Below are 13,268 nucleotides of genomic sequence, written 5' to 3' on the forward strand. Positions count from 1 at the left end.
TTTCCCGGAAGCAATCAGGGTTCGCGATCGTGCTGTTGCTGGCGGGAAGCGGTGTCGCGTTCGCGGCGCCGCCGCCATCGGCCTCTCCATCGGGAGGTGCGACGAATGCTCCGTTGCTCTGGCGCGTACAGGCCTCGCGCGGCCCGGCAAATGCTGCCGGCGTGGCGCTTGAGATCCTGCCGGGTCCAACGGTCAACATTGGCGGCAAGGTGTCATTCGGCGTAACCGCCAGGAAGCCCGGCTATCTGATGCTGGTGGATGTGGATGCGGAAGGGCGGATGTCCCAGATCTTCCCGACTGCCGAGCTATTGGCGCAGTCGGTCGGACCCGACATGAATCTTGTTAAGCCCGGCGTCCAGTTCATTGTTCCGACCCCGGCAGCACAGCAGCGTGGATTTGAATATGTCGTCGCGCCGCCGGCCGGGTCCGCTGTCATCGTTGCGATCCTGAGCGAACGACGTGTGCAATTGCTCGATTTGCCGGACGTTCAGCGCAAGCTTCAGGGGCCGGCCGACACGTTGAGCTATCTGTCGGATTGGACCAGTCAGCTGCGGATACCGGACAGCGGCGGCGGAAGATTGTTGCCGAACAATTGGTCGTTCGACATCAAATCATACTCCATCAAGTAGGTCAGCGATTGCGTTGCTACGGCGACCCGGGCGGTTGAGGATACCGTCCGGCGTGGCCGGGGCTGCTGTTCGGCGTCTTGCGTGCAGGGCCTCGCGGTTTGGCTCCGTTGCCCCCAGCATGACCGCTTGCTGAAGAGACGGCCGCGCGCGTCTCCTGCATGCCGTCCTAGTTGCAGACCTCAACATTGCCGGTACCGCCGCCGGGACCTCCGCCGCCACGGTAATCGAGATGACATCCGCGGCGGACCGGGCGGCATAGATAAGCATCACACACGATCTGGCCGCTGCCACCCGAGGGTCTCGCCGTCGCCTGTCGTCGGGGAACGTCGGCTTGCGGCTCGGGCCTCTCGCGGACCGGACGATCGGCGCGCGACGGCCGCTCATCCGTGTTGCGCTTTGCCACCGGCTTTTTCCCGCGCCGCTTCTCGCATTCGTTGTCCTCGTTCAGGAACGAGCCTTCGGCGCAGGTGATCTTGCGGCACTGGTCGCCATCGGCCTTGTAGCCGTGTTCGCAGATCAGCGGGCAAACCCGGGCCGGTTTCAGCTTGATCGCATCGAGCGCATCGAGGCTTGCAAGCTTGACGTCAAGTTTGGTTCCGGCGTGCCGGTTGAACAGGGTCAGGGAGCGACGCGAGGCCGCGTTCCACTCACCGTCGATGGAGCCTGTGAAACAGCCAACCCGGCTCAACTCGCTCTGCACCGATTTGGCAAGATCCTCCTGCGGCGGCGCCGTGTTCAAGGCGGCAACCTTCGCGCCCTCGCTATTCTGGGACGGGGTGGCGGTTGCGATATTGTCCGTCTTGGCGCCGTCGGGCATGGGTCCGTTCGCGGAAAGCATGGCGACCGTTGAGGTTTGCGATGCGGTCCGCTTCCGTTCAGCCTCAGCAGCCTGGTCCTGCGCCGCCTGCTTTGTTCTTTCTGCCGCGATGCGGGCATCCTCCGCAGCCTTGAAATCTGCGGCCGCCTTTTCCTGCTCCGCTCGCTGCGCACCTTCGGACGCAAGCCGAGCCTTCTGCTGCTCCGCTTCCTGCGCTTTCCGGGTCGCGGTAACGCGCGCGTCCTCCGCGTCGATCTGACTGAGCTGAAGCTTGGCCAGATTTGCGTAATAGCCGTCGGGATGCTGGGCGAGGAACGCGCTCATAGCGGCCTTGTTACCCAGTTGCAGGGCCAATTCGTAGTCGCGACGAATCTCCGACGAAGCGTTAGCCGGCGGCGGCGCCGGTTCCTCTGCCTTCGGTACGAGCGCAACGTCCTCGCCGCCCAGCGATCCGTAAACGTAGGGCTCCTGTCGATTACCTGTGGCTTGTAGGACATCATCGCGGACGAAGCCGAAAGCCCTGCGGAGGTCGAGCCCCGGCTTTGCGATATATTTCACCAGCGCGGTCGCGTAGGGACTGTTCGTGCTGTTGCCGTCGAGCGCGGTCAGTCCGGCCTTCGCCGCAAACGCGATCAGCGTATTGGACACGGCGGGTTCCACCCGGGCGAGCCCGCGGCTGATCGCGCGCGAAGCGACGGTTCGTTTCATCGTGTCGGCGAATGGATTGTTGCGGCAGGCGTCAACGATCACGACGCGCAGCTGCTTCGCGGGCTCGATCGCGAGCAGGACGCGATCGAGCGAGAAAGCCTCGTCATAGATATCGGTGTCGCGTTCCAGCCTGGCATCCGTCGGAATCAGATAATTCGTCCCGTCGATCTCGATTCCGTGACCTGCATAGTAGACGATGGCGATGTCTGCATCGCGAGCTTGGTCGGCGAAATCCCTCAGCGCCCGCCGCATGTCGCTCGAGGTCAGGTTCAGCCGAGACTCCACCAAATCGAACCCGGCGCCCTTCAAGGTCGCGGCGATAGCGGTGGCATCATTGGCAGGATTCGGAAGCAATGGCGCATTTTGATAGTTCGAATTTCCGACCACCAAAGCCACCCGCTTCGTTGCCCAGGCGGGCTGAGACGCCAGGAGAACTGAAGCAGCAAGAACAACAAGAACTCGGAGGAGCGTGTAGCGCATGGCGAACGTCCAAAAATCGGCTCGAAACAACGGCAGCTTTATCGAAGGGGGCCGCGCGCAAACTCCACTGCGTCAAGCGTTACGAGCGCCGGCATTCCTCCACAGTAACAATCCTGAGTCCAATCCATTCCTGATGTTGTCGCTGGGGGAAGCGAGAATGTTCAAGGATACACCGAAGCGTGTAGGGCAGGTGGCGGACGGCCGAACAAATGTCAGCTGACCTGTAAGATATTGAAATAGCTGATTTTTATCTCTAGTGCCGGAATGGCTGGCTGTGCCGCCATTCGGGTGGCTTCGCCAAGCGAAGTTCCAATCTCCCGATAGTGATCGCGGAATTGACTCGCATGCTCAAGCGATGCGCGTGCCGGATCGTCAGGGGGTGACGGCCGCGTCGTTAGTCTCGGTGGCATCGACAAGGTTCAGCCCGTACGTCTCGGCCGTTTGTCGCAGCCGCGGGCCTCTTCCATAGGAGCGCGAACTGCGTCTATCTGGAAGCAACCCCGATCCGTTCGAGCTGAGACGTGCGAGTCCCGAAAGAATCGACATCTGCGTCCTCGGGATCTGGCCGTCGACGTTTGGATGCCCACCGCAGGTGTCGTGGAAATCTCTGGCGTTGGAGACGCACATGTCAATTCCGCTGAAAATCTACATCACGCCATTTGCCGAGAAAGGTGTCGCCGAGCCTCAAAAATGGAGTGGCGAGGCCGCCAAGAAGGCACTGGATGTGGTCAATAAGATCTGGGCGAAGGCCAAGATCGCGTTCGTGATCAATGATTATGTGGAAGACAAACCGCTCGATATGGCGAAGAGCGCACGCAACAATGATCAGCGCGTGCTGGATGTTCTCAGTCTCCGGCATGCTCCCGACAATGCGGTCCACATCTATCTCGTCAATCCGATTGTCAATCTCTCGGCCGGTGGCGGCTCATATCTTCATAGCGATCCCGAGCCGGCAAGCTTTGTCCAATGGTATGGCAATGACTTTGCCAACGGACGCGCGTGGGCCCATGAACTTGGGCATTTGATGAGTCTCGACCACGTCGACGTAGATTACGCCGATGAGAAGCAGGCCGCCCTGCGCAGCAACTTGATGACGAAGGGATTGAGCGTGGGAAGCGATTTGACCGGTCAGCAGATCAGCACGGCCAAAAGTTCAAAACTGGTGAAGCGATTTGGCGGCTGACCTCGGAACCTCCTTGCTGCCGCCTTCCATGAAACGGATTGCAGCCGGCCCGAGCGATCGTTCGCCTGCCATCGCCCCGGAGAGACGCCATGCCCAGGATCGACCTTGCAAACGCGCCGGAACGCAAGGGCACCGGCTATCCGGCGGAGTTCGCCGCGCCGTCCGCCGAGCGGGTGCGGCAGCGTCTCGGAGATGCCGGCGGGCTCGCCGACTTCGGCGTCAACCTGATGCGGCTGCCGCCCGGCAACTGGTCGAGCCAGCGCCACTGGCATTCGGATGAGGACGAGTTCGTCTATGTGCTCGCGGGCGAAGTGGTGCTGGTGGAAGACGGCGGCGAGACGGTGCTGCGGGTCGGCGATTGCGCGGCGTTTCCGAAAAATTCCGGCAACGGGCATCATCTGATCAACAGGTCGCAGATGACGGCGACCTATCTCGAGGTCGGCTCGCGCTCGCACGCCGACCTCATCACCTGCTCCGACATCGACATGATGAGCCCGAGCTCCGACGGCCGCTTCCTGCACAAGGACGGGACGCCGTACGAATAGCCCACCTGCCGCGCCGCGCACGAAATCGGGTGTTGCGGATTGGCCGGCGAAGGACCAATGTTCCGGCGAGGAGCTTTGGTCGCGTCGATGGCGGAATGGTATTTCATCTGGGTCGACGGTCCGCGCGGACCCGAGCCGCAGAAATGGTCGTCGGACGCACTGTGGGGCCAGCTCGCGCGTCAGGACGTGATTGTGCGTTTTCCCCTGAGCGATCGCGAGGCCGAATTGTCGCTCGACCAACTCGCAAGGCTGCACCCGGTGCCGCAGTGAGCTGCGCCGCAGTTTCCGTCAACGTTCGATCCGCCGGGTTGAACGTCAGACCGAAAGATCGAAGCCGGGCGTCGCGACCTCGGTCAGGAACGAGGCGACGAACATCTTGCCCAGCACGTGCTTGGCTGCCGGCGTGCCGGCCTTGAGCCGGCCGGCGCGTGTGGCCTCCGCGAGCTCGGCAAGCGTCGGTGCTGCAAGGCTCGTGTCGGGTGCGGTGCGCGGCGCCGTCGCCGATGCGCTGAGCAGCACGCCGGCGTAGTAGAGCCGGGTGAGTGCGCGGACATGTGCGAGCCGTGCACGCAGCGCCTCGTCGAGCGGGCGGCCGAGCCAGGCACGATGCAAAATGCTTTCCAGCTCCGGCGTGCGCGGCAGGCTGTCGCCGACAATCGCAAGGTCGACCAGCGGATCGGTGCGATAGGCGGACTCCCAGTCGATCATCCAGAGCCTGTTGCCGTCGAACAGGATGTTGGCGGGGAGCGAGTCGTTGTGGCTCGACACCGAGTTGGCCTCGTCCCAGGCATAGGCCGCGCGGATGCGCGTGAGATGCTCGTTGCAGCGCTCAAGCACGCCGGGCGCGAACAGGCCAGTGCGGCCGACATGGGCCCAGAGCCGGGCCACGATGTCGGGGTAGCGCGCGAAAGCGGGAAAGGTCGGCGTCGCCTGCAGGCGCGTCAGCAATTCGCCGAGCGCCTTCGCCAGCGCCGGCAGGCCGCCGGGATAGCGGCCGAGCGGCTGCCGCTGCACAAAATCCATCACCGCGACGCGCGAGGCCTCGTCGACATAATGGAGTCGCGGCGCGATGCCGGCCTCGGCCGCGATCCTGAGCGACACATATTGAAACGGATTGCGCAGCGGGCTCGGCATTCCTTCGATTCGGAGCAAATAATTCTCGCCGCGTGCATCGATCCGGAACAATCGCGCCGACGTTGCGCCGCCCGAAACGGATGTGACGGCGTCGATCGCTGCGGTGCCGATCACCTGGCGCAGTGCGGCATGTGCTGCGTCGCGCTCTGCCGGCGGAAGTTTATCGAGAGCACTCATGCGCAAGAAGTTAGCATGGCCGCTATGCGCGCCGAAATCGCGTTGATGCAGCGTTCGCGATCTATTGCTGGAAGCGCACGACGAAGCGTGAAACAATGCCGCAAAAATCATGTTGGGAGAGAAATTGATGTCGTTCGAGCGGGGGTTGCATTGCGCCGTTGCGTGCCGATCATGGATCGCGTTGCCATTATTCTGCCTGATCAGCACGTTCGGAGTGGTGCATAACGCCACCGCGAACGAGTCCTTGCAGGTTATGGACGCGCGCGTGCCGGCGGTCGACAAAGCGGGCGGGGACCTTCCGTTGACCATGACGATCAAGAACGAGGCCGACAGCGCCGATGCGCTGCTTCGTGTCCGCTGCCCGGTTGCGAATTTTTCTGAGCGTCATACTGTGGATCGCGGCGAAGGCGCACCAGCGATGCGCTCGATATCCAGTATACCAGTGCCGGCAAAGGCAATGCTCGAGCTGAAGCGTGACGGTTATCACGTCATGCTGCTGCAGATGCGTCAGGCGCTCACGCCGGGCGAGACGTTCAAATGCGCGATCGTTTTTCAGAAAGCAGGCACCATCGAGACGGAGGTACAGGTCCAGAAGTGACCTCACATAAGTGACTCAAGAAGGCGGCGGGTGGTGCACAGCCATGCGCCGGGACTCAAGGCTTCTCGCGTGATCGCCCGTGTGTGACGGGCGGTTCGATCAATGAAGAATGCTAGATCCGGAGGAAATGAACTCATGACAAGGTTGAATTGGGTAAAGTCGCATATGCTCGCCGCGGCAGTAGCATCCGCAGCGACCTTCGCGGGCTCTTTCGCGCTCGCCGACGATGTCAGCCAGGACCGTCTGCTCAATGCTGACAAGGAAGCAGGCAACTGGCTGCACCACCACAAGAACTATTCGGCGACGCGCTTCTCGTCGCTGGCGGATATCAACAAGGACAACGTCAAGAACCTCAAGGTCGCCTGGACCATGCATCTCGGCGGCGTCGAGGGCGGTGGAATCTGGTCGCATGGCGGCCTGGAGGGAACGCCGATCGTCGAGAACGGATTCATGTACGTCACCGACGGCTGGGGGTCGGTCTACAAGATCGATGCGCATGGCGGCAAAGGCGTGCTGCTCTGGAAGATGGATCCGAAGACCGACCACGACTGGGCCGGCGCGGTCGCCTGCTGCGGCGTCGACAACCGCGGCGTCGCATTGTGGGGCAACCTCGTCGTCTCGCACACGCTCGACGGCCGCCTGATCGCGACCAACAAGGAGACCGGGCAGGTCGCCTGGCAGCGCCAGGTCGCCGATCCCGACAAGGGTGAGGTGATCACCGGCGCACCGCTGATCGTCAAGGACATGGCGATCACGGGCGTAGCCGGCGCCGAATACGGCATTCGCGGCTGGATCGCCGCGACCGACCTGAAGAGCCAGAAGGAAGTGTGGCGCACCCACACCATCCCGGGCAAGGACGAGGCCGGTCACGAGACCTGGAAGGACGACAAGGACGCCAAGGCGAGCGGCGGCGGATCGACCTGGGTCACCGGCAGCTTCGACCCCTCGACCAACACCATCGTCTGGGGCGTCGGCAATCCCGGACCGGACTGGGACAACGAGTATCGACCCGGCGACAACCTCTACACCGACTCCTCGCTTGGTCTCGATGCCGACACCGGCAAGATCAAGTGGCACTACCAGCACACGCCGAACGATCCCTACGACTATGACAGCGTGGCGGAGAACGTGCTGGTCGACGTCCCCGGTCCGAACAACACGACGCAGAAGCTCGCGCTCGAGGCCGACCGCAACGGCTTTGCCTATGCGATCGACCGTAACAGCGGCAAATTCATCTGGGGTCTGCCGTTCGTCAAGAAGGTGACCTGGACCAAGGGTCTCGATCCCGAATCCGGCAAGCCGGTGGAGTATGATCCGAAGCAGGGCGTGCAGCGCTACAACGCCGCGGTGACGCCAAGCCGGACCAACAAGGTGACGGACATCTGCCCCGGCAACATGGGCGGCAAGAACTGGCCGCCGACCGCGTATAATCCGAACCTGAAGCTCTGGTACATCCCGGTGATCGAGAGCTGCAACCGGATCACGGTCGAGGAGACGACGCCGGACAAGTTGAAGAAGCGCGAGTTCTTCACGGGCGGCGGGCCGAGCCAGCCGGTCAAGATCACCGGCAGCGTCACCGCGATCGACGTCACCACCGGCAAGGTGGCAGGGAAGGCCGAGACCGAATTCCCGAACCTCGGCGGCATCCTGGCAACGCCCGACCTGGTGTTCTCCGGACAGCCGTCCGGCGAGGTGATCGCCTATGACGCGAAATCGCTGCAGCAGCTCTGGCAGTTCAACACCGGTGGCGGCGTCAACGCGCCCCCGATGACGTTTTCGGTGGACGGCAAGCAGTATGTCGCGATCCTGGTCGGCCTCGGCGGTGCCTGGGACAAGTGGTTCATCGATGCCACGCCCGAGCTGAAGCGGATGCAGCCGGGCTCGATGCTCTACGTGTTCGCCCTTTGACGTCGCAGCGCGGGAGGCCTCGGTGAGAAGCCTCCCGCGTCGATTTGGCCGGGAAAGTCAAGAAACAAGACAAATGAAAAAAATATCGCTGATTGGCGCGTGGCTCGGCTGCGCGCTGGTGATGGGATTTATCGGTACCGCGCAAGCGCAGTCGGCGAACGATCCGACCGATGCGGGCAAGGCGGTGTTCAACCGCGGCAATTGTGTCGGCTGCCACAAATGGCATGGCAATGGTGGCGGCGGCTATGGCGGCGACGCGCTGTCGCTGCGCAAGACCGAGCTGACCCGCGAGCAGATCATCGAGACCGTGACGTGCGGCAGGCCGGGCACCGGCATGCCGTTCTTCGTGCGCGGCTCCTACGACACCACGAAATGCTACGAGATGACCCGGCAGGACGTCGCGGACCGCATGCCGCCCGAGGCGAATGTGTTCCTGCGGCCGAGCGAGATCGAGGCCGTCGCCGATTATGTGCTCGCCCGTGTCAAGGGCAAGGGCGAGCCGACCTACGATGAATGCATCGCGTTCTTCGGTGATGGCTCGCGGGTCTGCAACATCTATAAGGAGGCTGGCCACGCCGCCGTGCCGTCCGACCAGAGCGAGAAGGCAAAGCCATGAGCAAACAAGGATCGGCAATCCGTGGCTTGGTCTTCGCTGTCACCGTCACGGCAGCGGTACCGGCGATGGCGACCGCGGGGGACCTGCGCGACATCAGCGTCGGAATGACGATCAGCAGCGTGCCGGACGCGGGCTACATCAACCTGACCTGCGTCGGCGAGAAGACCCACAGATTGGCTGATTGGGCGCAGTGGCAGGCTTGCCAGGCCGGACCGGACCAGCTGCGCGGCATCCGCTTCGAGTACGATCGCGAGAGCGGGCGGGAAGGCACCATGGTCGGCGGCCATCCCGCGATCCTGACCGTCATGATCGACAAGGACGCCAAGATCGCGGCGCTGATGATCGAGACCGATCCGAAGGCGCGGCTCTATCTGCGCAAGAAGGCCTTCCTGCTCGGCCTTCAGGCGAGGTCGCGCTATGGCGAGGACGGCTGGACCTGTTCGAAGGCACAGCCGGGCGCCGACAAGCAGGAGGTTGGCGGCGTATTTGTCGACGAGAAATGCACCAAGACCATCGACGGCCGCACGGTCGAGATCGAACGTCATCTCTATCGCGAGCCGAACAAGGAGCTCAAGGACATGACCGACGAGACCCGGATCACGATTCGCCGTGCCGGGTCTTGAGCTGCAAACTCCGCTTCACCTCGCCCCGCGTGCGGGGAGAGGCATAGGCCGCCTTCGGCGGCCGTTCTCAAGAACACCGAAGCGAGAGCTTCGGCTATAACGCATCGTTAGATGCGTTCCGGGTGAGGGGGAGCGTCCGCAAACGCAGCTATCTCCGAATACGCGAGAGACGGCCTCTCATCTCGACCCTCCAAGAGCAAGCTTCGCTTGTCTCGACCCCGTAAGAACGGGGAGAGTGAGTACAGGCGGTCTTCAACTTGATCTCATCAATGCTCAGTGCCGCGCCAGCAGCACCACGATGATCAGGGCCAGGATCGCGCACAGCACCTTCCAGAAGGTCACGGGATCGCGGTCGTGCAGCGATTTGCGGGTCGTGACGGCGGGGCCGGCCCAGGTTGCGCCGTTTTCCAGTTCGTGCGCGAACTCGATGGCATCGCCGAAGCGTTGCGCCGGGTCGGCGCTGAGCGCCTTGCCGATCACCGCGTCGAGCCAGGCCGGCAGGTCCGGCCGGTAGCGCGACAGCGGCGCCGGCTTGCCGAAGCGCGGCCGCGAGAACGGCTCGATCTCGCCGAACGGATAGTTCGCGGTGAACATGCGGTAGACGGTGACGCCGAGCGCGAACAGATCGGAGGCTTCGTCGCCGGCCTTGCCGCCGAACAGCTCGGGCGCCATGTAGCTCGCGGTGCCCGGAATGTCCTCGGCGGGAAAATCCTCGAGCAGCGGCACGCGCGCGACGCCGAGGTCGATGAGGCGCAACCCGCCGTCCTTCAGCAGGATCACGTTGTCGGGCTTGATGTCGCGATGAATGATGCCGGCGCGGTGCAGCGCCGTGACCGCGCGCACCAGCTTGGTTGCGATCGCGATGCCGTCGGTGAGCGACAGCCGCGGCGCGCGGCCAAGCCGCTGCTCCAGCGTTTCGCCCTCGTAGAGCGGCATTGCCGAATAGAGCCTGGTCTGCCGCTCGGCCGGCACCTCGATGATTTCGCCGATCCAGAGGCTGCGCACGCGCGCGGCGACCCAGGCCTCGCGCACGAAGGCGAGGCGGTAGGAGCCCTCGCTCGCGACCCGCGGATGCGGAAATTTCAGCACCACTTCGCGGCGGGCGCGCTTGTCGGTCGCCTTGAACAGGCGGCTGTAGCGTCCGTCGGACAAGACGTCGCCGAGGCTGAAATCGTCGATCGTATCGCCGGTCACCGGCAGATCGAGGATTGGCAGCGTCGCGATCGCGTGGGTAAGATCGTCGCGATCCGCCGGCGGCAGGTCGACGATGTCGAGCACCAGCGCGGTCGTGTTGTCGCTGCTGCCGGCCGCGAGGGCGGCATCGACGATGCTGCGCGCGGACTCGTCCGGCGGCGTACGCTCCTCCAGCAATTGCTGGAGGCGGGCATCGCCGAGCGCGCCGTGAACCCCGTCGCTGCAGATCAGGAGGCGATCATGTTGCCGGAGCCCGAGGGACGTGTAGTCGAAGCGGGCGAATTCCTCGAAACCGATGGCCCGGTTCAGCATGTGGGCGAGGTCGCCGCAGCCGGCGATATGGTCCTGCGTCAGCCGTTCCAGCCGGCCGTCGCTCAGGCGATAGGCACGGGTGTCGCCGATATGGATCACATGACATTGCCGCCGCGACAGGATGATCGAGGAGAACGCGCAGGCCATGCCGCTGCGCGCGGCATCGACACGGCCCTGGCCGTAGATCCAGTTGTTGGCGGCTTCCAGCGCCCGTGCGGCGCGGCGGCGGACGCCGAGCGTCTCGGGCAGCGAATAATAGGCGTCGATGAAGCTGCGGACCGCGACCTCCGCGGCCTCGCGTCCGCCCTTGTGGCCGCCGACACCGTCGGCGACCGCGGCGACGACGTCGCGGTGAACCGCGCCCGGCGGGCCAAGGCAGGCCGCGACATAGTCCTCATTGGCGGCGCGCTTGCCGGTCTCGCTGGCGAAGCCGACGCGCACCCCCAAGTCCCGTTGCGAACCGTTCGCCACGTCCGGGCCCCGTCATGTTGCGGAGCGGAGTCCTCAGACGCGCGCTCCCGATACCGCGCCCCAGGTGGTGCGCCAGCGGACCTTGACCATGGCAAGTCCGATGAAGCCAAGCAACGCCAGCCCGCCGAAGAACAGGAAGCCGGCGCCGAAGCCGCCGGTCATGCCCTTGGCGGCGCCGAGCGTCTGGGCGAGGAAGAAGCCACCGACGCCGCCGGCGCAGCCGACCAGCCCGGTCATCAGGCCGATCTCGTGACGGAAGCGCAGCGGGATCAGCTGGAACACCGCGCCGTTGCCCATGCCGAGCGCCAGCACGCCGATCGAGAACAGCAGTACCGAGATCCAGGCAATGCGCGGTAGCTCGGTCAACGCCCAGCCGGCCTGCGTCGGCGCCGTCGGGCCCTCCGGCATGAAGGCGATGACGAGATATGCGGCGACCACGACACCGAACAGGATCGACAGCGAACGAATGCCGCCGATGCGGTCGGCGATCATGCCGCCGACGGGACGGAACCCCGAGCCGAACGCGACGATCAGCGCGACGAGCATGCCGGCCGCGACGCCGGAGACATGATACTGCACGGTGAAATAGAGCGGCAGCGCGTTGGCGAGGCCAACGAAGCCGCCGAAGGTGATGAAGTAGAAGAACATGAACCAGCGGCTGTCGGAATCCTTCAGCAGTGCGCCGTAGGCCTGCAGCGAGACCTTCTTGCGCTCGCCCGGCGCGTCCTTGGCCGCGAACGCGTAATAGGCGAGCACCATCAGCATCGGAATCAGCAGGCAGCCGAACACGGCTTGCCAGCCCCAATGTTCGGCAATGGTCGGCGCGAGCAGCGTGTCGAGCACGACGCCCATATTGCCGGCACCGGCGATGCCCATCACCACGCCCTGATATTGCGGCGGATACCAGCGGCTTGCCTGGGGCAGGGCGACGGCAAACGACGCGCCGCCGACGCCGAGCGCAAGCCCGAACAGCTCGATCGCGAGCTTGCTGGTCAGCCCGAAATGCCACACCGCCGCGGTCGCGGCGATCACCACGAGCTGGGCGATGATGCCGGTGCGCTTGGCGCCGATGATGTCGGCGAGAATGCCCAACGGCACGCGCAGCAGCGCGCCGGCGAGCACGGGAATGGCAACCAGGGTGAACTTTTCGTTCACCGCCAGATTCATGTCGCGCGCGATGTAGACGATCAGCGGTCCAAGCGCGACCCACGCCATGAAACTAATGTCGAAGTACAGGAACGCGGCAAGCAGTGTCGGCCAGTGACCTGCCTTCTTGAACTCGGCTAGCTTCATCGCAAGCATCTCGCGTTGATGCGGCGGAGGCAGCCGCACAAGGCGCGGCCGTCTCAGGCGCTGACAAATGGAATGTGGGTGAATGCTGAGCGCGCTCGTCGTTGAGACGCACTCCGTCAACAGCGGGGGTCAGCAATTACCGTGCCATCGATCGGGTCGCGTCGCTTTGCCGTGCAGTCGCAAGGCGTTGCCGCGCAATCGCGAACCGCGTTCCGCCGCCGCGCGTGGCGTGGCTTGCGGCAAGTGCCGCCGCGCAAACGCGCACGCTGGTGCTTTTTTGTGCGATGCGCCAAGTCCGTGCGATCGCGCATCAAATGCGACGTCGCGATCACCACCGCGGCCGGCGATGCTGTGATGCACAAGAGATCATCGACGTGGCTAAAATTTCGGCCGGCTGTCGGCGCGGCGCGCCGACCGGCGAATTTTGGTTGGCCGGAAACCTGTTGATTCTGCAGCCGAATTCGTCCGCCGCGGGTTGGCACGAGTTTTGAATGTCAACTGGTAACGGAACATCGATCGTCATCGACGACGGTCTGCGCCCGCGGCTGGGCTTCCTACAACTCCAAACCTTTATCGGTGT

13 protein-coding genes are annotated in these 13,268 nt (G+C 64.0%); 9 read left to right on the top strand and 4 right to left on the bottom strand.

All coding sequences use genetic code 11. The annotated features are described in order from the left end of the window. Nucleotides 1-29 precede the first annotated feature (29 nt). Nucleotides 30-629 carry a DUF4384 domain-containing protein gene (locus tag E2I15_RS03275; protein ID WP_349629362.1) on the top strand — a complete coding sequence of 200 codons (600 nt, stop codon included), beginning with the start codon at nt 30-32 and terminating at the stop codon, nt 627-629. A 166-nt stretch (nt 630-795) separates the two neighbouring features. Here E2I15_RS03275 and E2I15_RS03280 read toward each other — a convergent pair whose 3' ends face one another. Continuing rightward, nucleotides 796-2,634, bottom strand: coding sequence for a caspase family protein (locus E2I15_RS03280; RefSeq protein WP_137479817.1), 1,839 nt, complete (start codon nt 2,632-2,634; stop codon nt 796-798). On the opposite strand from E2I15_RS03280, the gene E2I15_RS03285 reads away from it, so the two are divergent. The 4 genes from E2I15_RS03285 (at nt 2,633) to E2I15_RS03300 (ending at nt 4,632) form a co-directional block, all read left to right on the top strand. Continuing rightward, on the top strand, nt 2,633-2,854 hold the full coding sequence (locus E2I15_RS03285; RefSeq protein WP_137479816.1) for a hypothetical protein: 222 nt from the start codon (nt 2,633-2,635) through the stop codon (nt 2,852-2,854). The genes E2I15_RS03280 and E2I15_RS03285 overlap by 2 nt on opposite strands. Nucleotides 2,855-3,259: 405 nt before the next feature. Then, the gene (locus E2I15_RS03290; RefSeq protein WP_137479815.1) at nt 3,260-3,817 is read left to right on the top strand and encodes a zinc metalloprotease; all 558 of its coding nucleotides are present in this window, start codon (nt 3,260-3,262) and stop codon (nt 3,815-3,817) included. An 89-nt stretch (nt 3,818-3,906) separates the two neighbouring features. After that, nucleotides 3,907-4,362: a cupin domain-containing protein gene (locus E2I15_RS03295; RefSeq protein ID WP_137479814.1), complete on the top strand. Its 456-nt coding sequence runs from the start codon at nt 3,907-3,909 to the stop codon at nt 4,360-4,362. Between the two features lie 87 nt (nt 4,363-4,449). After that, nucleotides 4,450-4,632 (top strand): hypothetical protein, encoded by a 183-nt coding sequence (locus tag E2I15_RS03300; RefSeq protein ID WP_168857061.1) that lies wholly within the window; start codon nt 4,450-4,452, stop codon nt 4,630-4,632. A gap of 45 nt (nt 4,633-4,677) precedes the next feature. On the opposite strand, the gene E2I15_RS03305 is transcribed toward E2I15_RS03300, so the two are convergent. After that, on the bottom strand, nt 4,678-5,673 hold the full coding sequence (locus E2I15_RS03305) for a phosphotransferase (protein WP_170991590.1): 996 nt from the start codon (nt 5,671-5,673) through the stop codon (nt 4,678-4,680). Nucleotides 5,674-5,800: 127 nt separating this feature from the next. On the opposite strand from E2I15_RS03305, the gene E2I15_RS03310 reads away from it, so the two are divergent. From E2I15_RS03310 to E2I15_RS03325, 4 genes are all read left to right on the top strand, one after another. After that, a complete protein-coding gene (locus E2I15_RS03310; RefSeq protein WP_338134474.1) occupies nt 5,801-6,271 on the top strand; it encodes a copper chaperone PCu(A)C in 471 nt (156 codons plus the stop codon). Between the two features lie 135 nt (nt 6,272-6,406). Beyond that, nucleotides 6,407-8,179 (top strand): PQQ-dependent dehydrogenase, methanol/ethanol family, encoded by a 1,773-nt coding sequence (locus tag E2I15_RS03315; protein ID WP_240537244.1) that lies wholly within the window; start codon nt 6,407-6,409, stop codon nt 8,177-8,179. A 121-nt stretch (nt 8,180-8,300) separates the two neighbouring features. Further along, the gene (locus E2I15_RS03320; protein ID WP_422109855.1) at nt 8,301-8,795 is read left to right on the top strand and encodes a c-type cytochrome; all 495 of its coding nucleotides are present in this window, start codon (nt 8,301-8,303) and stop codon (nt 8,793-8,795) included. Then, nucleotides 8,792-9,418, top strand: a complete 627-nt coding sequence (locus E2I15_RS03325; protein WP_225160362.1) for a hypothetical protein — start codon at nt 8,792-8,794, stop codon at nt 9,416-9,418. The genes E2I15_RS03320 and E2I15_RS03325 overlap by 4 nt, the downstream gene beginning before the upstream one ends. Nucleotides 9,419-9,691: 273 nt before the next feature. Here E2I15_RS03325 and E2I15_RS03330 read toward each other — a convergent pair whose 3' ends face one another. Together E2I15_RS03330 and E2I15_RS03335 are read right to left on the bottom strand one after the other, a co-directional pair. After that, a complete protein-coding gene (locus E2I15_RS03330; protein WP_170991589.1) occupies nt 9,692-11,365 on the bottom strand; it encodes a bifunctional protein-serine/threonine kinase/phosphatase in 1,674 nt (557 codons plus the stop codon). A 63-nt stretch (nt 11,366-11,428) separates the two neighbouring features. Next, nucleotides 11,429-12,688, bottom strand: coding sequence for an MFS transporter (locus E2I15_RS03335; RefSeq protein WP_137479809.1), 1,260 nt, complete (start codon nt 12,686-12,688; stop codon nt 11,429-11,431). Between the last annotated feature and the right edge of the window lie 580 nt (nt 12,689-13,268).

It is taken from the genome of Bradyrhizobium sp. BR2003, from assembly GCF_009720285.1.
Lineage (GTDB): Bacteria > Pseudomonadota > Alphaproteobacteria > Rhizobiales > Xanthobacteraceae > Bradyrhizobium > Bradyrhizobium elkanii.